This window comes from Verrucomicrobiia bacterium, from assembly GCA_035629175.1.
In the GTDB taxonomy this organism is placed as follows: Bacteria; Verrucomicrobiota; Verrucomicrobiia; order Limisphaerales; family DASXHY01; genus DASXHY01.
Window position 1 is genome coordinate 180,328 of the sequence record DASPIL010000103.1, and the last position, 21,328, is coordinate 201,655.

A 21,328-nucleotide genomic window follows, 5' to 3' on the forward strand; every position below is an offset into this window, starting at 1 on the left:
TGATTTGCGCAACCGCTGGGCAGCAGCGGTTCGAACATAACTTGTGTTTGTCAAAAAGGCGCGAACCCGGTAGAACCAGCCCCGGTGAAACCCCTGACTCTTGCCCCGGCCGCGCTATGCGTATGTTTAAGTGTCGTGCTGCAGGTTCATCACCTGTCTGCCGCCATTGATCCTGCCCTGCAGGTGGGAATAACACAGACAGACCAGAATGTTGTCTTGCGCTGGTTTGGTTCCCACAATGTGTCTTACCAGGTGGAGGCCAGTTCCACACTGCCGGCGTGGACCAATGCAGGCCCAGGAATGCCAGGCGCTGACAATTTCCTCTTCTTCACAAACTCAATAGCGGACGAGACCGCGCGGTACTTTCGAGTGAAGCGGATTCCCGGCACGGCAACTTTTTCCAGCGTCGCGGGCATCTTGACTGTCATTGGGGATGACGGTCCCAATACGATCACCGTCAGCCGCAATGCCTCCGGCGGGCTTCTGGTAAACGATGGCTCAATCGCGATCATTGGCGGTCAGCCTACCGTGGCCAATACGGTCCTGATCCAGATCTTTGGCCGTGGCGGCGATGATGTGCTGTCGCTCAATGAAGGGATGGGACCCTTGCCTCCTGCAAATATCCAAGGCGACGTAGGCAATGACTCGCTGACCGGCGGTTCTGGCGCAGATGTCGTTAGCGGCGGTGCGGGGTTCGATACACTCTTCGGACGCGGAGGCACGGACAACATCCTGGGAGGCGCGGACGACGACACGGTGGTCGGCGGGGATGGAGATGATATTGTGAGATGGGCGAAGGGAACGACCTGTTCGTTTGGAATCCCGGCGACGACACCGACCTGGTGGATGGAACGAACGGCACGGATACAGTGCAAATCAACGGCGGCAATGGCGGAGAGTTTTTCACCGCAACCGCCAATGGTACGCGTGTTCGCTTCGATCGGGTTGATCCCGCGCCCTTTTCCATCGACATCGGAACATGCGAGAATCTTGTGCTTTATTGCAACGGCGGAACGGACACGTTCGCCGCCACCGGCAATCTTGCCGCATTGATCAGAATCACTGTCGATGGCGGGCCAGGGAATGACTCCCTGTTGGGAAGTAACGGGCCGGATATCCTGCTCGGCGGTGACGACAACGATTTTGTGGATGGCCAGCAGGGCTCGGATGTCGCGTTCCTTGGTGCAGGTGATGACACCTTTCAATGGGATCCGGGTGATGGCAATGACACGGTTGAGGGGCAGGGCGGTGTTGATCTGTTGCGCTTCAATGGGAGCGCCGGAAGCGAAACCATCGACTTGTCGCCCAACGGCTCGCGGTTTCGTTTCTCGCGCAACCTCGGCAACGTAGTCCTCGACCTTGATGATGTTGAAACGGCGCGCGTTGAATTAGGGGGAGGTGCGGATATCTTGGTCGTGCAGCCGCTTTTCGCGACGAGCGTGACAAATGTCAGTGTCAATCTTGCCTCATCCCCGGGCGGCGGCGCTGGCGACGCGCAGTCGGACAATGTTGTTATTAACGGAACCGTGGACGCCGACAAAATCTCTCCTGCCAGCAGCGGGACGAATGTGGTGGTGGACGCCTTTTCCGTGCGTGTGCAAATCAGCGCAGCGGAGCCAGCACTGGATCGCTTGACGATCAACGGATTGGAAGGGGAAGACGTCCTGACTGCGACGGCTTTGGCCGGCGGACAGATCGGGTTGATCCTGGATGGCGGGTTCGGCGACGACGTGCTAACTGGCAGCGAGGGTGACGATGTGCTGAACGGTGGTCCAGACGAAGACCTCGTGGTTGGTGGAAATGGAAACGATACGATACAGCTGGGCGACGGGGATGATCGATTCGTTTGGAACCCGGGCGACGATACCGATTTAATCGATGGAACCAACGGAGTCGATACCGTCGAGATCAATGGAGGAAACGGCGCTGAAATATTCAGCACCACCGCCAATGGCGTTCGCGTTCGGTTTGATCGGATCAATCCTGCTCCGTTTTTCCTCGATATCGGAACATGTGAAAGGCTGATATTGAATGCGAATGGCGGCGACGACAGTTTTTCTGCGGTTGGGAATCTCGCCGCACTGATCCAGATCACTGTGGATGGCGGGGCGGGAGATGACACGCTGCTGGGCAGCAACGGGCCCGACTTCCTGCTGGGTGGCGACGACAACGACTTCGTGGATGGGCAGCAGGGCAACGATACTGCGATGCTTGGTGCAGGCGATGATGCATTTCAATGGGATCCAGGTGATGGGAGTGACGTCATCGAAGGACAGGGCGGGGTGGACACGCTTCGTTTTAATGGCAGTGCAGGCTCCGAAACCATTGATCTTTCAGCCAACGGCTCCAGGCTCAAGTTCTTCCGAAATCTTGGCAGCGTGACGCTCGACCTTGACGATGTTGAAGTCGTTCGCCACGAATCACTGGGCGGGGCGGATATCATCGTGGTCCATAGTCTCGCGGCAACGGATGTTGGCATGGTTGGCATCAATCTCTCGGGAATCCTTGGCGGGTCGTCGGGCGATGCGCAGGTTGACAGCGTGGTGGTGAGTGGTACGGCCGCAGAAGACGTGGTGACCGTGAGTAACTCGGCGACGAACGTGGTTGTATCTGGACTCGGTCCTGTTATTTCCATTGCGAGTTCCGAAGCTGCGAACGACCACTTGCGCGTCAACACACTCGCGGGAAACGACACCGTCAATGCGCAAAATCTTGCAGCAGGTTTTCTGACGCTCACCATCGATGGTGGAGACAATGCTGACGTGTTGCGGGGAAGCGACGGCGCGGATGTGCTGTTTGGTGGAGAGGGTGACGATGTGTTATTCGGAGGTCCGGGATTTGACGTGCTCGACGGCGGCTCCGGCAGCAACATCGTAATTCAAGACTAAATCACCTCACCCAATTAGGGGATGCGGTAATCAACAGAACTGGTGATGTTTCTCAATCAACTCCCTGATACTGTCTGAACCGTTAGCTCCACTCAGTTCCGCCGCTTCGCAGGCTGGTCCTGGGAAGTGTCGGTCCCAACAACAACACGCAATTGGCGCGACAACACATCTCCCGGAGACTGTCCATTCTCCGTCTTCCGCGATCGGATGATCCGCCCCGGCATCAGGGGTCGCATTGCCTTGTGCCTGATCGGATCACTGTTCGATGGCCGCGCCGTTGGCACAACCCAACCACAACAAACAATGAAAAAACAACTGGCAGTTCTTACTGCCGCAACCCTGCTCGTGCTCGGTGCAAGTTCCGTCGATGCAGCAACCGGCGAAGTGTTCAAGTCGGGCACCACATGGACCGGCCGAGTCGACGGCTCCACGAAATACACCGGGTCCAGCATGAATGCCGCGATCCAGGCGTGCATCAATGCCATGAGTTCCGGAACGGTGAACATCAAGAACAGCGGCAACGCCGACGCAAGCTACGGCGTCGCGCCGAAGAATGGCGTTTGGCTGAACTACAACGGCGTCACCGTCAATGGCAACCGCGCAACATCCGTCGTGCAGGTGGACAACAAGAGCAACATCCGCATCGACAACCTGAAGATGAGCGGCAGCCCGCGCTATGGCGTTTGGGTTCGGACGAGCAGCACCATCACGCTGGGTGGCTGCAGCCATAGCGGCGGGGGGCTTCCCTTCCGCATTGACGACAGCAAGGGCGGCTGGTCGCGGAACGTCAACGCCAACAGCCCGACCTCCATCGGAGCGACGGCCCACGGTTTTGAAACCTACGGTGTTGATGGTTTCTATTATGGAACCGTGACCGCGCGCGACTCGAGCGGCTGCGGTTTGCTGCTGAACAAGACGGTCAACTCGTCAGGCGGCACGGTGAACGCCTATAACTGCAACTACGGCGGCGGCTACGCGGGTTTCCGCTGCGCCAACAGCAACGGCAAGGGCTCGCTGGGCACAGCCAACTCTGACCGTTGCGGACGCGGAATCTTCAGCGTTACGCAAAGCCGCGATATGACGGTGAACAATTGCCTGCTGCAGAACTGCAGCGGCATCGGCATCTGGCTTCAGGACACCTACAACACCCGCATCAACGCCGGGACTGTTCGCAACAATGGCGGAGGATGCAAATCCATCACGGGCGGATCCGGCAACGTGATCAACGTCGCCTGCCAATAGCCTCCATGTAACAGTCATCAAACCGCGGCAGCCCAGCGCTGCCGCGGTCCTGCACGGCATGAAAAAGTTTCTTCCTCTTCTGCTACTGTCGATCGGCCTGGCTGGCGGGTTTGTCGCGGGACGGCTTCAGCGTCCTGAACCTTCTCGATCTCCCGCTGCGAACGCAATGGTCGTGTCCGAGCGCACCCTTGCAAACGGCCGCGCTTATCGAACAGCGGACACACCCGTTGCGCTGTCGGTGGACCAAATCGCCGCACGACTCGAGGCCGAGTGCCGGCGCGGCATCTGGCGTCGCACCAAGGAATGGGAAATGATTTTGAACGGCCTCGATGCATCGCAGTTGCGGCAACTGGCTGGCATGGCCCGCCATCTGATCCTTTCGACCACGCAGGATGAATTGCGTCATTCAGTGATTTCGCGCTGGGGTGAAGCGGACCCTGCTGCGGCACTCGCCTATTCAACGGCATTGCCGGATTCAACGCTTCGCGAAGGCCTTGTTCTTCTCGTGATCCAAAGCTGGCTTTACACCCATTCTCATGACGCGATTGCGTGGGTTCGCGACCAGCCTCCCGGCGCGTTGCGGAATGAACTGGTTAACCGCGCGGTGGAATACATGGCCGCACATGATCCGCGCGGGGCGCTCGAACTGGCCGAGTTGTTGCCCCGAACGATTCGCTCCTCTTCGTACGCGAATGTTTTCAAATCGTGGGCCGCCTCTGACCCGGCCTCGGCTGCCGCGTTTGCGGCGGGAATGGATTTGCGCCCCTCTGAACGATTGGCCGTGTTCGAAGCGATCGGCGCAGCGTGGGTGGCCGCCGATCCGCAGTTGGCGCTGGCCTGGGCAGGTTCCCTCGCACCGGGCGGCCAGAAGAACTCAGTGTTCAATTCAATCCTTGCCAACTGGGCAGTGGCAAATCCCGCCGCTGCATCCGAGTACGCGCTGGCGCTGCCTCCCGGGCCGAATCGTATTGCAGCAATCACTCAGGTGGCCTCGGCCTGGCCCACGAGCGATCCCGAAGGCGCCGCGCAGTTCGCGGCGAAGCTGCCTGCCGGCGCAAGCCGCGACAACGTGATGCGGCATGTGATCGGCAATTGGGCCAATGTGGATCCTGCCGCGGCATTCGCGTATGCAGATGCGCTGCCAGCCGGACCTGCGAAGAATGATATGCTCAGCAACGTCGCGATGTTGTGGTCGCTTGAAAACCCGGCTCAGGCACTTTCAACAGCCACGAACCTTCCGCCAGGCAGCGGACGCAGCGCCGCAATCTCGCAGGTCGTGGGACAAATGGCACTTGACGATCCTGATGCAGCGCTTTCCTTCGCAAAATCCCTCCCGCCAGGCAGCGAGCGGGATCAGTTGATGCAATCCGTGGCGTCCACCTTGTCACGCGATGACCCGCAGATTGCGGCGAAATTTGCGGCGGAACTCCCGCCCGGCACAACGCAGCTGAACGCGATTTCGTCGGTCGTGTTTGGCCTTGCGCAAGCGGACCAGAACGAGGCGATTACGTGGGCAAAATCCTTGCCTGAGGGAATGGCACGGCGCCGCGCGTACGAACAACTGGGCGAGGAGATGATGAAGTCCGATCCCGCCGCCGCGATCCAGTGGGCTCAATCATTGCCCGCGGGCGACGGCCGCGCGCGCGTGCTGGAAACGAGCATTGGCCAATGGGTTCGAGACGATTCTGTTTCGGCGCTGGAATGGGCGGCGAAGCTTCCGGACGGCGAGACGAAACACCAGGCGCTGCTCGCGATCGGCAATCAACTGGCATACACAGAACCATCCACCACGCTCGACCTGGCGCTTCAAGCGAAGGGTGAGGATCGCAACAGCCTGCTCGGTCATATCGCACAGGTGTGGGGACGCGAAGATCCAAAGGGCGCAATGGAACGGGCACTCAAACTTCCCGCGGGTGAGGATCGAACTGAATTTATTTCGCAGCTGGTGATCGCATTGTCGCAACAGGCCGCACCCGAAGCCGCAGCCTTTGCGGCCAATCTGAAGCTTGGGGATCTCCAGGTGCAGGCTGTCGACACGCTCGTTCTCAATTGGTCAATGGCAGATCCCGCCGCGACAGCGTCTTGGGTCGCTACGTTTCCAGAAAGCTCGATGCGCGATTCTGCGTTGCGAAATGTCGCCGAGCAGTGGGCGATCGTGGATCCCTCGAACGCCGGGAAATGGCTCGGACGGCAACCCGCTGGAGCGGGCCGCGACGAAGCATTCGTGGCCTACACGCAACAGGTGGCCGTCGAACGTCCGCAAATGGCGGCTGACTGGATTAGTGCCATTGGCAGTCCTGATCAACGTCAGGTTGCGATCGAGTCGGTGGCGCGGAATTGGATCAAGCAGGATCGGAATGCGGCAATGTCATGGCTGAGTGCCATCGGACGTCTGGATCTTGCGACAGGCCTGTGACCGACGGAAGCGAAGCGTTGTTTCACGAGCTGTGGCGCGGTCGGAAATTCCGCCATGGTTCGGCGGCACATAATGTGCGAATCATGCGGCATGCAATCTTCACTTCGCATCCGATTCGCGATCGTGAACCTGGCGCGATGCCTGGTCCTTGGCGTTTCACCCGCGCTGTTCGCGGCAACCAATCAGCCCGTTTATTCTGATTCGCTGCAAGGCGGCTGGGCGGACTGGAGTTGGGCCGCAGTGGATCGCAACAATGCATCGCCCGTGCATCAGGGCACCGCGTCGATCAGAGTTACAGCGTCTGCATGGCAGGCCCTTTATCTTCACAACGACACCCTGCAGGCTGGCGGGTTGACGAACCTTTCGTTTTGGATCAATGGCGGGACGGGCGCACAGATTGTCCAAGTTCAAGCCACACGCGGCAATCAGGAACAGGCACCGGTTGTTCTCCAACCTTTGCCCGCCAATGCGTGGCGTTTGGAAAGCATCCCCTTGTCGGCTCTCGGCGTGGCGCAAGCCAATGATTTTGATGGCTTCTGGATTCAGGTCCAGGAGACGGCCACGCCCACCACGTTCTATATTGATGACATCGTCCTGCTCGGCGGATCGAACGCGCCGCCGCAAGACGGAACCAACGCACAGATCACGGTCGCTCTCGACGCAGGAGCTGACCTGCGCCCCATCAATCCCTTGATTTACGGCGTTGCGTTCGCATCGTCCAACGAGCTCGCCTTGTTGAACGCGCCCTTGAATCGATCGGGCGGCAACGCCGAGACCCGCTACAACTGGCGTGACAACGTGCGCAATCACGCTTCCGATTGGTATTTCCAATCTCTTGAGGCGGGGCCCGCCAGTCCAGGAGAAGCTGCCGACAGTCATGTCTCGGAAAGCCGGGACGGGGGAGCCGAGGCCATGCTGACCGTTCCGATGATCGGCTGGATGCCGAAACTTGGTCCGAATCGGCAGCGGCTCTCCAGTTATTCCATCGCAAAGTACGGCCCGCAGACCGATCGCGACTGGCAGTGGTTCCCGGACGCGGGCAATGGCGTTGGGACGAACCTTTCCACCGGCGCAACGTGGCTGATCACCACAAATGATCCCAATGATGCCCATTTCCAGACAAATTCCGCTTTTCAGCAGGCTTGGATTCAGCATCTCACCAATCGCTGGGGATTGGCCACGAATGGCGGCGTGCGCTTCTACTGCATGGATAATGAGCATACGCTCTGGAACTCCACGCATCGCGATGTCCATCCCGCCGGCACAACCATGCAGGAGATCCGCGACAAGTTTTTCGAGTACGGCACCATGGTGAAGTCGGTGGATCGCGGTGCGCTGTTGCTTGCCCCGGAGGAGTGGGGTTGGAGCGGATATCTTTACAGCGGCTTTGATGCGGCCTGGGCAACGGCCAATAACAATTGGAACCCGGCCGCTTTTCCTGACCGCAATGCCAACGGCGGGATGGATTACATGCCGTGGTTCCTGGACCAGGCGCGGCAGCAGGCCGTCAGCACAGGGCAGCGTTTGCTTGATTACTTCACGCTGCATATCTATCCGCAGGGCGGCGAATATGGGAACAACACCTCGACAGCGATGCAACTGCGGCGCAATCGTTCGACACGTGCGCTGTGGGATACGAATTACGTCGACGAAACATGGATCAACGCGGTAGTCCGGCTGATTCCACGCATGCGCGAGTGGGTGACCGCGTACTATCCGGGAACGAAAATTGGAATCACGGAATACAACTGGGGCGCCGAGCACCACATCAACGGCGCCACAGCGCAGGCGGATGTGTTCGGAATCTTCGGCAGGGAGGGGCTCGATCTTGCAACGCGATGGACCACGCCCGCGGTGGCTTCTCCTACGTTCAAGGCCATGCAGATGTATCGCAACTATGATGGCAACCGTTCCGGGTTCGGCGACGTGAGCATTCGCGCCAGCGTCCCGAATCCCGACCAGGTTTCCGTCTTCGCTGCGCTGCGCCAGGCGGATGGAGCGTTGACGGTGATGGCGATCAATAAACAAATTGGAAGCAACACGCCGGTGCGGTTTGCGTTGACGAATCATTCTCCTGCGGGGATCGCTGAAGTCTGGCAGCTGACGGCAGCCAACAGCATAGCGCGACTGGGCAATATCCCTGTCGTGGCGAGTGGATTCACCAGCACGGTTCCGGCGCAGAGTGTGACGCTATTTGTGATTCCGCGCTCCGCGGCCGCTCCCGTTCTGACAGCTCCAACGCTGTGGAATGATGGACAGTTTCGAGTCGTTCTCCACGGTTCGACGGGAACGACTTACCAGCTGCAAGCCAGCACGGACCTGATGACGTGGACGGAAGTGCAGACGATCACGCTTACGAACGGCGCCACTCCGATGACTCTTCTGATGACGAACGATAACCAATTTTTTCGCGCGGCAATGCAGTGATCGCGCCAGGTGTTTATTTCGCGCCGGCTCAGAAACGGATTGCCTCATTGAGCTGTCCGCATTGCGAACAGCGCGAGCGATCGACGCCGGGATCGTCGGTGTAAACGAATCCGCAGCGTGTGCAGCGGAAAATGGTATCCTGGCTCGGCGTGGGCGTGAAGCGGCGCTGCCGGAGTTCACCATAGATCATGAGGGCAGCCAGCGCGCTGAACGTGATGGCCAGATAAAGGAGAATCAGCAGGGGCACGCTCATGTCAGGGAAGTGCTTGGATGGAAGGTGCTGAGGGACGCCATTCGAAGATCAATGTCCCGGGCATCATCGCGTGCTCCACGCGGTTTGAGCGCGCAGGTCCGATGGGCGGCAACGGCTCGAACAATAGCGACTGCGCCAAACGGACTGCCAGCAGATCATTGGTGGAACCTGATGCCGCCGAAACGATGGAGGAGAATACAAATCCGTGGGGATCCACCAGCACGTCGACGACTGTATTTGTAAAGGCGTCCGTAACAGGGGGGAGTGGCCCCGGATTCAACAGTGTTCTTCCCGCAAGCGGGCCTTCGATGCGCAGGGTCGAACGCAGGGCAACAGGCGGCGGCGTGGGGATTCGCGGATGGGTCACCACGGGTTCCGGCAACATAACGGAGGCCATTGCGCTGAATTCACCCTCGGAAGCATAACGACGGAGGCCATTCACAAGGGCTTGGAACTCGAGAGGCGAACGCAGCGGTTCGGTCCAGCCGGGTGGCTGAAAACGAATGGCGGGCATGAGCATCCACGCGGGACCTGAGAAGCCACGGGGGCTGGGCAGCACGAACAATGTTGGATCCTGAAGGGCGGCCCATTCCGCGGGAATCGCCATTTCAAGTTTGTAGGTTGCCGATCGGGCGAGGGGGGCATGCGGAATGGGGCGTCGATTGGCGGAAAGGAAAATGATTGCGAGATGCAGCGCAAAAACCAGGAGCACAAGTGCCCAGAATCTCCCCGTGAATGCTCTGGTTCGCACCCGCGCCGCCGCATTCATGGCCGGGGCAGCGTTGCCAGGAGGAGTTCACTGATCCCGGCCTGGCGTGCTATGGATGCCAGTTGATCGAGGCTTTCACGGCGGGCGTTCTTATCCGCATGCACCACGAGCGTCGGTGCTCGCGGACTTGCCTTGACCGCCGCGTCCAGCCGCGTGGCGAGCTCCTCCGCATCGGTCAGCTGGTTGCGAAAATAAAAGCGTCCTCCCGCATCCACCGCCACGGCCAGGGTTGGGCCTTCCACGCCTTGGAATCCGGCGCCTGAGGGAAGCTGAATGCGGACGCCGGGGGTGTAGACCAGCGAGCCGAGCAACACGAACAATACGAGCAAAAAGAAGACTGAAATAAAAGGGGCGGCGTCGAGTTGGCCCCTGAAAATCCGTGCGTTTCGAGGAAACTTCATGGCGCGGGGGGTGGCGGGTTGGAGGAGATCCCTGCCGTCACGATGTGCACGATTTCCGTTGCGGCCCGTTCCATGTCCAGAACGATCGAGTTTACGCGGCTGACGAGGTAATTGTAGCCGGCATGGGCGGGGATTGCGACTGCGAGGCCCGCTCCGGAACAGATCAATGCCTTCCAGACGCCGCCAGCCAGGTCCCCGATGTGAGCCATCACGCCCTGGTTTTGCAGATGCTCAAAAACATTCATCAATCCAACCACAGTCCCTACGAGACCGAGCAACGGCGCAATTTGCGCAATGGTTGCCAGCAGGTTGAGTTTTTCCTCGAGCCGGGGAACCTCCGCCAATCCTGCCTCCTCCAAGGCTTCCGCAATGCGCTCGCGCCCATGGTCGCGATTCAAGATGGCTGTCTTGACGAGCCGTGCAACCGGACCCGGCGTCGCATCGCAAATGGAGATGGCTTCCACGACATTATCGCGGCGCAGCACGTTGCGAACGCCATTGAGAAACTCGGTCGAGTTGATCTGGGCGCGGTGATAGTGGAGGAATCGCTCGATGAACACCACCACGGCGACGGCGCTGACCAGCAGGATGAACCAAAAAACGGTCCCGCCGTTTCGCAGGATGTCCGGCAAAGTTGACATGCCCCTTTATAACGATTGCCATCACCCTGTTCCAAGGCGAAACGTGGAATGGAATAAGTGCTTGCCTCGCTCTTTGGTCACCTGCTAAACCGGTTCGGCACTAAGGATGGAGTTCAGATGCGCTGATACTGGATTTGGCATGACGTGCGACGGCCCGCAAATAAGGACCCGGATTCGCAGAGGGTCGCGCGTGCCTGAAACTGTTGGCGTCGCTGGCCGACCTGTCGCAGCCCGCCGGGGTTGCAGTGTCCGGGGGAATGCTTGGGTATGGTAGCGCGCACGAGCTGCTCAATCGGTTTGATCGTCAACACGTACAATCAACCCGATTACCTTCAGAGAGTGCTTCGCTCGATTTCCGCACAGGCAGTCCTGCCCGATGAGGTGCTGATTGCGGACGACGGTTCCAAGGAAAAAACCCGCGAGGTGATTGATGCCTGGAAAGCCGCGAACCGCGTTGCGTGCCGCCACATGTGGCAGCCGGATGAGGGATTTCAGCGAGCGCGGATCCTCAACGAAAGCATCGCCCACGCAACGGCGGATTACCTGGTTTTTCTGGATGGAGACACCGTTGCCCATCCCGACTTCATTCGTGACCATCGCGACGCCGCGCGGCTCGGGCACTTCGTCCAGGGGCATCGATGCTTCGTCGAGAGGCGGGCGGCCGACCAGTTCGGGCAGAACGATTTCCGCCGCGACCGCCTTGCAGCTTTCGTTCGCGGGCAGATTTCCGGATTGCGCAATGCATTCCGCTGGCCGCGCCCTCTGCTGCGGGTGCGCAACGATGTGAAAGGCGTTCGCGGTTGCAATCTGGCAATCTGGCACCGCGATCTGGTGGCGGTGAACGGATATAACGAGGCGTTCGTTGGATGGGGCCGGGAGGACACAGAACTAACCGTGCGCCTTTTGAATCGCGGCCTGAATCGCGTCGACCTGCGCGGTCGCGCCCTTTGTTTTCATTTGTGGCATCCCCCGGCAAACCGCTCCCAGCTCAGCCGCAATGATTGCCTGCTCGCTCAAGCCAAAGCCGAGCGCGCCAAATGGTGCCCCCGCGGCCTGGATCAGCATTCCGCCGGAGCGGAGTTGATGAATTCGCTCCGATCCGCTGCGCTTGCAGTCGGGACGAAGTAAGCCTCGGTGGAATCCAAAGGCCGAGTTTCAAGCATGATTCATATCGCCACCGTTCATTTCAAAAGCGACCGCTGGATTTCAACCCAGCAGGAGTTTTTGCGTAAAAACATTGAGGGGCCTCATCGCATCTACGCCTGGCTGAACGACATTCCCAACGCGCGCACGGACGGATTCCATTACTGCTGCCAGGAAGCCGTCACCCCGCACGCCATCAAGCTCAACCTGCTTGGCGACATGATGTGTTTTGCGGCGGAGGACGATGACATTCTGATATTTATTGATGGTGACGCTTTTCCGATTGCGCCGATCGAGCCGTTGTTGCGAGCCCAATTGCCGAAGCACAAGCTCGTCGCGGTTCAGCGGCTTGAGAACAATGGAGATCTGCAACCGCACCCCTGCTTCTGTGCAACGACTGCGCGGTTCTGGCGGGAAATCCAGGGCGACTGGAAGGCCGGTTACCAATGGCAGACCGCCACTGGCAGGATGGAAACTGATGTCGGCGGAAACCTGCTGAAGATCCTGCGCGGTCGCAACGTCGACTGGCTGCCGCTCCTTCGAAGTCACGATGCCACGCATCATCCCGTGTTGTTTGGGATTTACGCGGGCCTGGTTTATCACCACGGCGCGGGCTTTCGCGAAGCGGTTACGCGGTTCGACATGGTCCACGCAAAACTGAACATCTTCGACCGCCTCCTCGGTGTGTTTCCCTCGCGCCAACGACGCATCAAACGACGCAAGCTTGGCGCGGAGAATAAAATCTGGAGTGAACAGGTGTTTGCTGAAATCCACGCAAACCCGCGTTATTTCGAAGAACGCCTTACGCCGCAACATGCGCACAAAGGCGAACTGGTCACCCGTGCTGCAGCCGCTCAGGCGGGGTTGGTCATGTGCTGATCCAATCCCATCCGGCAGCGGGTGCGCTGCGAAGCTATCGCTTCATCCAGCATGCGTATGTTTTGATCGAGCCCTGATCGATCGGCGGGCGGATGCCATAAATGATAACAGACAGCACGCCCGCGAACGTCCAGCCAGTGGACTCCGGAATTCATCAGCCGCAGCGCGAGTTCGGAATCTTCCCGGCCCCAGCCGACAAATTCCTCGTTGTAGCCGTTCACCCGAATCAGGTCCTCGCGCCAGATTGCAAGATTGCAGCCGCGCACGCCTCGAAGATCAGCCCGGCGTTTGGAGAATGGGAAGGGCCAGCGAAACACGTGCTTCCAGCCCTGCAGCTGGCCTGAAATCCAGGCGCGCATGCGATCGGCCGGGAAGTTGCCGAGGCCGAAATAGCGGGAGGCCTTCTCGCTGACAAATGCCCGGTGCGCCTGCACGTAAAACCCGCGGCGGGCGAGCGATCGGTGATCCCGCAGAAACTTCGGATGGGGAACAGAGTCTCCATCCAGGAATATCAGGTAATCATTCTTCGCCTGCACAATCGCCGAGTTCAAAATGCGGGAGCGGCGAAATCCTCCGTGCTCCTGCCAGACGTGGACGGCGCGCATCGGGCCGGGCTGCTTCCAACCCTCGAAAACGTCGCGCGTTTCCGCACCCGAACCATCGTCCGCAAGCAAGAGTTCGTCGCCGGCGGCAAACTGTCGATCCAGGGCGCGCAGGACGCGTCGGAGATATTCGGGCTGGTTGTAGGTGTTCACCACCACCGACAAACTCGGCGTGTTCGATTTGCTATTGGGTAATTGATTGAACGGGGAACTCATCGGCGTTTGCCCGCGTCCCGCCTGGCCAGCATGGCTGGAAGCGTGGAGTTGTCGAACGTGTATCCGAGCACGGCGAGATCATCCTGGTACACGCGCGCGACGATGGCTCGTGTTTCATTGGAATAGCAATCCGCGAAATTCTTGTCGCGGGACGCCGTGCGATTGAGGTTTTGCAGGCTGGCCTGTAACTGAAGCCGGCTTCGAACGATCTCAAAATCGGCGGCGAGGTTCTCGAAGAATCCAATGAAGTCGACGCCGGGCAACCCCGGCCTGAGACAGATGAAACTGGTCTGCGGACGGAAATGCGGGAACTTCAGAATCTCCCTGCGCGTAATTCCATTCCTGACGAAGGAATCAAACGTGTCATGCTGTTGCAGATGCCGTTGCGACCATGCCTTGTCGGAGGCAGTGATGCCGCCGTTCTTCAGGAAAAAATACGCGGAGACAAGGCGGTCCCATGGATTTCGAACGAACGTGAACTTGAAGTAGCTGGCGAACTCAGCGGGCGAAAACATGATCTGATACTTCCGCAGCGACTGATGCGCGCCTGCAAGGTTGCCGAACAGGCTTTTGCTGATCGATATCCCCGCGCATTTGGGCACGTGCACGAAGATGCATCGATGCTCATCAAACGGGCGGCACGAATAGTCATCGCTGCCGGGCAGGCGCTGGGCCTGGACGCTGGCAAATTTTTCAGGGCGCATGGTCCGCGCAAACCATCGACGCAGAGCGTGGGGGATCCTTTCTGCGGCAGGATACGGACGTTGGACCAACTGCGGAGGAATGCCAGGCGATGAAAAGAGGTCCTGCATCGCGGGCGGTCAGCAATACCCCAGTTTCTGCATCCAGGCATTTTGACGCGCATAGTCAACGAGATCCTCGTGCTCGCCCGACTTGAATCGTGAGACGCGGGTGGGATCGGCCTTCGCCGCGATCTTTTCGCGCAGCGGCAGCCCGGTGAACGCCTCCAGGCTCGCAACCTGTTCCGCGTCGCAACCCACAAGTTTTTCGTAGTGCAACGTCAGCATCTGACCAGCGAGGCTCGGCACAAACGAGAACGCCTGCGCGACGTATTTTTCCCAGAGATCAAGTCCTGCCGTCTTTCGCTCCAGAAATTCCGAGTAGCAGCGGCCGCCCTTGCCGATCTTTTTGTTTCGATGATACAGGCTGAGCGCCACGTCGATTCCGTTGCGATAGATGTGGATCACCTTTGCCTTGGGAAAAATGGCGAGCCATTGCGCAAGGGTGAACGTCGTGCGCGGATCCTTCCAGCCCCACGGGCGCCCGCCGAGCAACTGCATGAGCCGGATGGGATGGTAGTGGGCCTTGATGTAACGCCGCATCACGCCGTAATCGGAAACTTTGAGACGCCCGCGTGTGGGAACCCCTGGTTTGTCCCAGCTGAATCCGTTCTCGTTGAGCAGCCGGATGTTGAGCTCCTGAAAAAAGAACGACTCCTTGTTTTTATAGACGTCAGTGCCCATGAAGATTCCGGAATCATGCAGCAGTTCCGAGAGCATTGAAGTTCCCGATCGGTGCATCCCAATCAGGATGTAGGGTTGGCTAAACAGGTTGTAAATCACTTTGAATCCGCTCCAGCGCCGCGCAATCAAGCCGCCGTTCACCGGCAAACCAGCAGTGGTTCGCGATGATCAATTGTTGGTTTCATTCCGCTGCATTGCAGAACAAGTGCGCGAGAAACGGCCTGCAAACTAACAATCACAGTGTTGTGCTGCAAGTCCAGCCAGCGCCCGTTGAATGTGACCACCTGAATCCAGGAGCGTATCCATTGTGCCCGGCGCAATTGACGCTGCGTCACCGAATCGCGCTCTTCCGAAATTCCGCCTCCGCCTTGGGCATCAACTTGCGCAGCTGTTCGATGCGCACTTCGTCGACCGGATGCGTTGAAAGGAAACGGCCGAGAAAGGAATCGCCGCCGCCGCCCTGTTGTTTGTTGAATTCGGAAAAGCGCTGCCAGAAATGGATGGATTCCTTCGGATCATATCCCGCCCGGGCCATGTACATAAGGCCGATGTGATCGGCTTCAGATTCCTGCGCGCGGCTGTGCGGCAATTCGCGTCCCACCTTTGCGCCTGCACCATAGGCAAGCATCGTGATCTGCTGCCAGCGCGGATCGGCCATCGACATGCCGGCCCCAAGCAGCTGGCCGCCCGTCTGCATGACCATTGCTTCGCTCATCCGCTCCGCGCCGTGGCGCGCAACAGCGTGGGCGACCTCGTGGCCGATGACCGTGGCCAGCCCCGCCTCGTCTTTGGTAATCGGAAGAATGCCCGTGTAAACCCCTACCTTGCCGCCAGGCAGGCAGAACGCGTTAGCCTCCTTGCTGTCGAACACGACAAATTCCCACTGCGCGTCGGGCATGTCCTTGCCGGCAACGTCGGCGATGCGTTTGCCGACGCGCTGCACAAGGGCATTGATGGCAGCGTCCCGGCTGACGGGTGTTTCCTGTTTTAGTTGATCGAAGCTGCTCAGCCCGAGCTGCATTTCCTGCGAGGCGGATACAAGGTTCAGCTGGCTTCGCCCGGTCAACGGCACGGTGGAGCAGCCGCTTCCAAAGAGCGTGAGAAGTGCCGCGCCGGCACAAACGCAAAGTGTTGTCGCAAGTTTCATGGTTTTCCTTTCTGGCCTACAAAACCACAGTTCGCCCGAATATCAATTCAGAACATTCCCCGGCAGCGCCTGAGAATGCGCATGGAGAACAGACCTCATCGACATTCCTGCCTGGGGCGCGAGAATCGTGGAGCCGCAGTCCCGCAGATTCACCCGGCGCGAAAGACCATTATGCACTGCTCCATCCCGATCGAGAACCATGGAATCATTGGCGACCTGCACACGGTGGCCCTTGTTGCGATGGACGGCACCATCGATTTCATGTGCTTTCCGCGGTTTGATTCGCCGACGGTGTTCGGCGCGCTGCTCGATGGGGAGAACGGCGGATATTTCAAAATTTCGCCAGTCAACGAGAAGATGCGCTGCGTGCAATCGTACATTCCGGATTCGGCCGTTTTGATCACGCGATTTCTGGGTGATGCCGGCGTTGCTGAGGTTTCTGATTTCATGCCGTTGAACGACCGCGACCAGACGCACGACCTGGTGCGGCGCGCAAAGGCAGTGCGTGGAGACATCGCGTTCCGCATGGAACTGGTGCCACGCTTTGACTATGGGCGGGCCGGTCATCGCATTGAGCGGCACAAGGATGGCGTGGTGCTCATCAGCGAGGGTGCGGATCGCACTGCGCTGCGGCTCCGGACTGCTGTCGAGTTGCGCGTCGAGGATGGAACGGTGACCGCGGAATTCCGTCTGAAAGCGGGCGAGACAGCCGCGTTTGTTCTAGAAGGAGCAGATGGCGCAGATCGGCCTTCAGCTTCTCCGGGCTATGTATCCCAGTCGTTCAAGGACACTTTGAATTTCTGGCAGGCGTGGGTGGCGCATTCACATTATCGCGGTCGATGGCGGGAAATGGTGAATCGTTCGGCCCTCACTTTGAAACTGCTGACTTACGAGCCGTGCGGGTCGCTGGTGGCCGCGCCGACGTTTGGATTGCCTGAAGAGGTGGGCGGAAGCAGGAACTGGGACTATCGGTACACGTGGATTCGGGACGCATCGTTCACCATTTACGTGTTGATGCACCTTGGTTACACGAGCGAGGCAACCGCTTACATGCGCTGGATTGAACAGCGTTGCCGGGAGTTGGAGCCCGGCAATCCGCTCCAAATCATGTATCGAATCGATGGCGGGCACGATCTTCCGGAAACTCATCTGGATCATTGGCGCGGATATCTCGATTCACGGCCGGTTCGTGTGGGAAACGGTGCCGCTCGCCAACTGCAACTGGACATTTACGGGGAGCTGCTTGACGCCGTTTTTCTGTACAACCAGATCGAGCCGATCTCATACGACTTCTGGGCACACCTGACGCGGCTCATCGATTGGGTTTGCGATCATTGGCGCGAGCCTGATTATGGAATCTGGGAGGTGCGTGGCGGCACGTATCCGTTTCTCTATTCGAGGGTGATGTGCTGGGTTGCCATTGATCGCGGACTGAGGCTCGCTGCGAAGCGTTCGTTTCCGGCGAAGTGGGATCACTGGACCCGCACGCGTGACGAAATTTACACCAATATTTACGAGCGGTTCTGGGATCCCGGGCTTGAAGCGTTTGTGCAATTTGAAGGCTCGGACGCGGTGGACGCCTCGGCGCTTCTGATGCCCATTGTGAAGATCATTGCGCCGAACGACCCGCGATGGCGATCCACTTTGAGGGTAATCAACGAGCAACTGACCGATGACGCTCTCGTTTACAGATACAATGTTCTCCGCGGCGCTTCTGATGGCTTGCCGGGTGGCGAGGGAACCTTCTCCGCCTGCTCGTTCTGGAACGTGGAAGCGCTTGCGGCCTCGGGTGAACTCAAGCAGGCGCGGCTCTATTTCGAAAAGGTCCTGGGCTACGCGAATCACGTCGGACTGTTTGCCGAGGAGATCGGCCTGAAAGGGGAGCAACTCGGAAATTTTCCGCAGGCATTTACGCACCTGGGACTCATCAGCGCAGCGCGGCATCTGGACCGCGCACTCGACGAAGACGGATAACCCCGGTTCCCTACCTACCCGGGGCTTGCTGTGATTACCCCGTGGCTGGGAATTTAAACTGCGTCGTAAGCTCTATCGACCACCGTCGAGGCTTCAAATGATTGAGGCAAACCCCATGAAGAAAACACAGCATTACCGAATTTGGACATCCTTGATGTGCCTGGCCACAGCCAGCGTGAGCGCCCAAGGCAGGGCAAACTCTCCAGCAGCGAGCCGCCCTCAAGCCACTGCGCCGACCGCTGCCGCCACGGGTGAAACTATTCAAACGACAGATGGAAAAACGTACCGTCAGGCAACCATCACACGCCAGGATGCCGATGGCGTGCTGGTTCAGTTCAAGCCCGACGCGGGCGGACTGGGCTGGGCGAAAGTGAAATTCCGCAATCTGCCTGACCCCATTCGTTCCCGGTATCAATACGATGAAAACGCCGCGACAGAAGCCGAAGCGCGCCACTCACAAGCGCTTTCCGAATGGCGGAATCGGGTGACAGCGCAGGAAGGCGCGTTCCAGCGATACAGAGCGCTTGCGGAACTGAATCGGTCGCTGGCGGGTGACGACGTGGCGGTCTACTCGGTTGCCATCGACGCAAATGGAAACGTCGTTGCGAACGGCTTCACGGGAGCGCGCGATGCGCTGACCGGCTGGTGGAATCATCCTCTCGCCTATGGAATGTCGCAGCTGCAAGGTTCAGCACAGGGGAGTGGAGCGCCAGCAGCCGCATCTGGGAATTCAGGGACAACTCCGACCCCATCGACGCGCCAATAACCAGATACGGCGCGAACTACGCGGCCGGCCCGGCAGGCAGGCGAACGGTAAATGCCGAACCGCTATTCTCTGAACTGGATACAGTGATTTGCCCGCCGTGGGCTTCGACAATCGCCTTCACCAGACTCAATCCGAGACCCAATCCTCGTTCCGAGCGGCTCTTGTCGCTGCGATAAAGTCGCGCCCAGATTTTAGGCTGCTCGGCTGCCGCGATCCCTATCCCGGGGTCGCGGAACTGCACGATCGCGGCATCCTGTTCGTTTTGGGCCGTGATCGTCACGCGACCGCCCGCGGGTGTATACTTGATCGCATTATCGAGCAGGTTGGCGAATACCTGGCGGATTCTGATTTGATCGACGTTTGCGTGGCATGGCGCCGGAATCGCCACGTTAACGGCAACTTTTCGTTCATCCGCCACGTACTCATACATCTCGACAACGTCAGATATCAGCTGTCGAAGATCGGTGCGTTCCCGCTGCAGGCGCAACGTGCCCGCCTCTGCCTCTGTGATATCCATCAGCGTGTTCAACATCTTCAACACGCGCTCGGATTCCTCCACGCAATCAGCCAGGGCCTCACGCGCGTCGCTTTCAATGTTTGATTGCAGCGCGAGCTCCGCCGTTCCGCGCAACCGGCTTAATGGCGTGCGAAGATCGTGGGCGACATTGTCGAGCGATTCACGCATCGCGCGGATCAAAGCCTGGTTCTGGTCAAGCAATGTATTGAAAAGCCTGACCAGCTCATCCAGTTCGTCGTCGGACGGGCGCTGGGGAACGCGGGCGTCAAGCTGGCGTGTCTGGATGATCGCGCGCGCGGTGTTGACGATCTGGCGCACGGGGAGCAGAGCGCGATGGGCAAAGAACGCGCCGAAGCCAAATCCAAACGCGATCGTCACGAGCCCCGCGACGACGAAATAGCGGCGGACAGGATTGAGGAGTGCTTCGCGGCTGTCAGTGCTGCGGCCCACCTGCAACACGGCGTTATCAGGAAGAACCGCAGTGGCGATGACAAAGTCGCGCTCTGCATCTTTCGGAATGCGCACCACGCCGACTGGACGTCGCTGCCCTCGTACGACAGCCACCCCGCGGAAGGTGATCCAGTCGTCGGGCACATTGGCCAACACCACATCGTTCCATGTGCCGACCACCCGCACGTAGAATGTTTTTTCAGTTGCGGGTTCCGTGCGGATCGACTGGCGGAGTGCGGAAAGACCGCCAGCCGCGTAAGTGGTTGCATATTCCCGCAGCCGCGCCTGGACAAGCTCGCGGTCCTTGCTGCTGATGGCTATTCCAAGGAGATAGTAGGCGACAGCAAGCAGCACCACGCTGCTGCAGCCAAAGGCGAGCGCATACCAGAGTCCCAGGCGCACCCCAACATTTCGCCGCAAGGTTTCAAACGGGCCGGAAGACATAGCCGACGCCTCGTATGGTTTGAATCATCGTCTTTTCGGGATCGACCTTGCCGCGCACACGATGGATCAGCACGTCCACGATGTTTGTTTGGGGGTCGAAGCTGTAATCGAAGATGTGTTCCAGGATCATTGTTTTGGTCACCACCCGGTTTGGGTTGCGCATCAGGTATTCGAGCAGTGCAAACTCGCGGGGTTGCAGCTCGATCGTTTCCGTTCCGCGACGCACTTCGCGGGTGAGCAGGTCCATGCTGAGACTTCCGGCGTTGAGGCGTGTCGGCTCGGCCGATTGGGTCGCGCGGCGAATGAGCGCATGAACGCGCGCGAGCAACTCCGAAAACGCAAACGGTTTGGTCAGGTAGTCATCCCCGCCTGCCTGAAGACCGCGCACGCGATCATCCACTGTTGCGCGGGCGCTGAGGACCAGTATGGGCAGCTGCCGGCCGCGCGTCCGCAACAGCTCAATGAGACGAAGGCCATCCAGCCGGGGCAGCATGATGTCCACAACCGCGGCGTCATAAGGGACGGCCATCGCCAGGTTCAGCCCATGCTCGCCATCGGCGGAACGATCCACCGCAAAGCCGCTTTGCTGAAGTCCCTTGACCACAAATGACGCGATCTTTTCATCGTCTTCAATGACCAGTATTCGCATAACTGTCGAGGCACTGTAGC

General features: G+C 59.2%; 19 protein-coding genes. 9 read left to right on the forward strand and 10 right to left on the reverse strand.

The annotated features are described in order from the left end of the window. The first annotated feature begins 84 nt into the window (after positions 1 to 84). The 5 genes from VEH04_19115 to VEH04_19135 all read left to right on the forward strand — a co-directional run bounded on the left by VEH04_19115 (position 85) and on the right by VEH04_19135 (position 8,973). Entirely contained in the window at positions 85 to 1,053 is a 969-nt protein-coding gene (locus tag VEH04_19115) for a calcium-binding protein (GenBank protein HYG24884.1), read from the forward strand. Then, positions 993 to 2,888, forward strand: a complete 1,896-nt coding sequence (locus tag VEH04_19120; GenBank protein HYG24885.1) for a calcium-binding protein — start codon at positions 993 to 995, stop codon at positions 2,886 to 2,888. The genes VEH04_19115 and VEH04_19120 overlap by 61 nt, the downstream gene beginning before the upstream one ends. Positions 2,889 to 3,191: 303 nt before the next feature. Next, positions 3,192 to 4,130 (forward strand): right-handed parallel beta-helix repeat-containing protein, encoded by a 939-nt coding sequence (locus VEH04_19125; GenBank protein ID HYG24886.1) that lies wholly within the window; start codon positions 3,192 to 3,194, stop codon positions 4,128 to 4,130. Positions 4,131 to 4,188: 58 nt separating this feature from the next. Further along, the gene (locus tag VEH04_19130) at positions 4,189 to 6,546 is read left to right on the forward strand and encodes a hypothetical protein (GenBank protein HYG24887.1); all 2,358 of its coding nucleotides are present in this window, start codon (positions 4,189 to 4,191) and stop codon (positions 6,544 to 6,546) included. Between the two features lie 90 nt (positions 6,547 to 6,636). Continuing rightward, entirely contained in the window at positions 6,637 to 8,973 is a 2,337-nt protein-coding gene (locus VEH04_19135; GenBank protein HYG24888.1) for a glycoside hydrolase family 44 protein, read from the forward strand. A gap of 28 nt (positions 8,974 to 9,001) precedes the next feature. Here VEH04_19135 and VEH04_19140 read toward each other — a convergent pair whose 3' ends face one another. The 4 genes from VEH04_19140 to VEH04_19155 are packed head-to-tail and all read right to left on the reverse strand — an operon-like array spanning position 9,002 to position 11,037. Then, on the reverse strand, positions 9,002 to 9,226 hold the full coding sequence (locus tag VEH04_19140) for a hypothetical protein (GenBank protein HYG24889.1): 225 nt from the start codon (positions 9,224 to 9,226) through the stop codon (positions 9,002 to 9,004). Position 9,227: 1 nt separating this feature from the next. Further along, a complete protein-coding gene (locus VEH04_19145) occupies positions 9,228 to 9,938 on the reverse strand; it encodes a hypothetical protein (GenBank protein HYG24890.1) in 711 nt (236 codons plus the stop codon). Between the two features lie 53 nt (positions 9,939 to 9,991). Further along, entirely contained in the window at positions 9,992 to 10,396 is a 405-nt protein-coding gene (locus VEH04_19150; protein HYG24891.1) for a biopolymer transporter ExbD, read from the reverse strand. Further along, on the reverse strand, positions 10,393 to 11,037 hold the full coding sequence (locus tag VEH04_19155) for a MotA/TolQ/ExbB proton channel family protein (GenBank protein HYG24892.1): 645 nt from the start codon (positions 11,035 to 11,037) through the stop codon (positions 10,393 to 10,395). The genes VEH04_19150 and VEH04_19155 overlap by 4 nt, the downstream gene beginning before the upstream one ends. Before the next feature lie 267 nt (positions 11,038 to 11,304). Here VEH04_19155 and VEH04_19160 point away from each other — a divergent pair, with 267 nt between their 5' ends. Next, positions 11,305 to 12,165, forward strand: a complete 861-nt coding sequence (locus VEH04_19160; protein ID HYG24893.1) for a glycosyltransferase family 2 protein — start codon at positions 11,305 to 11,307, stop codon at positions 12,163 to 12,165. A 33-nt stretch (positions 12,166 to 12,198) separates the two neighbouring features. Then, complete coding sequence (locus VEH04_19165) at positions 12,199 to 13,059, forward strand: hypothetical protein (protein ID HYG24894.1); 861 nt, start codon at positions 12,199 to 12,201, stop codon at positions 13,057 to 13,059. On the opposite strand, the gene VEH04_19170 is transcribed toward VEH04_19165, so the two are convergent. The 4 genes from VEH04_19170 to VEH04_19185 all read right to left on the reverse strand — a co-directional run bounded on the left by VEH04_19170 (position 13,035) and on the right by VEH04_19185 (position 16,508). Beyond that, positions 13,035 to 13,877, reverse strand: coding sequence for a glycosyltransferase (locus VEH04_19170; GenBank protein HYG24895.1), 843 nt, complete (start codon positions 13,875 to 13,877; stop codon positions 13,035 to 13,037). The genes VEH04_19165 and VEH04_19170 overlap by 25 nt on opposite strands. After that, a complete protein-coding gene (locus tag VEH04_19175) occupies positions 13,874 to 14,581 on the reverse strand; it encodes a sulfotransferase family 2 domain-containing protein (GenBank protein HYG24896.1) in 708 nt (235 codons plus the stop codon). The genes VEH04_19170 and VEH04_19175 overlap by 4 nt, the downstream gene beginning before the upstream one ends. A gap of 117 nt (positions 14,582 to 14,698) precedes the next feature. Beyond that, the gene (locus tag VEH04_19180) at positions 14,699 to 15,502 is read right to left on the reverse strand and encodes a sulfotransferase (GenBank protein HYG24897.1); all 804 of its coding nucleotides are present in this window, start codon (positions 15,500 to 15,502) and stop codon (positions 14,699 to 14,701) included. Positions 15,503 to 15,692: 190 nt separating this feature from the next. Further along, positions 15,693 to 16,508: a M48 family metallopeptidase gene (locus VEH04_19185; protein HYG24898.1), complete on the reverse strand. Its 816-nt coding sequence runs from the start codon at positions 16,506 to 16,508 to the stop codon at positions 15,693 to 15,695. A gap of 171 nt (positions 16,509 to 16,679) precedes the next feature. Between VEH04_19185 and VEH04_19190 the strand changes: the two genes are divergently transcribed. Together VEH04_19190 and VEH04_19195 are read left to right on the forward strand one after the other, a co-directional pair. Then, entirely contained in the window at positions 16,680 to 18,482 is a 1,803-nt protein-coding gene (locus tag VEH04_19190) for a glycoside hydrolase family 15 protein (protein ID HYG24899.1), read from the forward strand. Between the two features lie 115 nt (positions 18,483 to 18,597). After that, on the forward strand, positions 18,598 to 19,248 hold the full coding sequence (locus VEH04_19195) for a hypothetical protein (protein HYG24900.1): 651 nt from the start codon (positions 18,598 to 18,600) through the stop codon (positions 19,246 to 19,248). 16 nt (positions 19,249 to 19,264) lie between these two features. Here VEH04_19195 and VEH04_19200 read toward each other — a convergent pair whose 3' ends face one another. Continuing rightward, complete coding sequence (locus tag VEH04_19200) at positions 19,265 to 20,659, reverse strand: HAMP domain-containing sensor histidine kinase (protein HYG24901.1); 1,395 nt, start codon at positions 20,657 to 20,659, stop codon at positions 19,265 to 19,267. After that, positions 20,640 to 21,308, reverse strand: coding sequence for a response regulator transcription factor (locus tag VEH04_19205; GenBank protein ID HYG24902.1), 669 nt, complete (start codon positions 21,306 to 21,308; stop codon positions 20,640 to 20,642). The genes VEH04_19200 and VEH04_19205 overlap by 20 nt, the downstream gene beginning before the upstream one ends. Between the last annotated feature and the right edge of the window lie 20 nt (positions 21,309 to 21,328).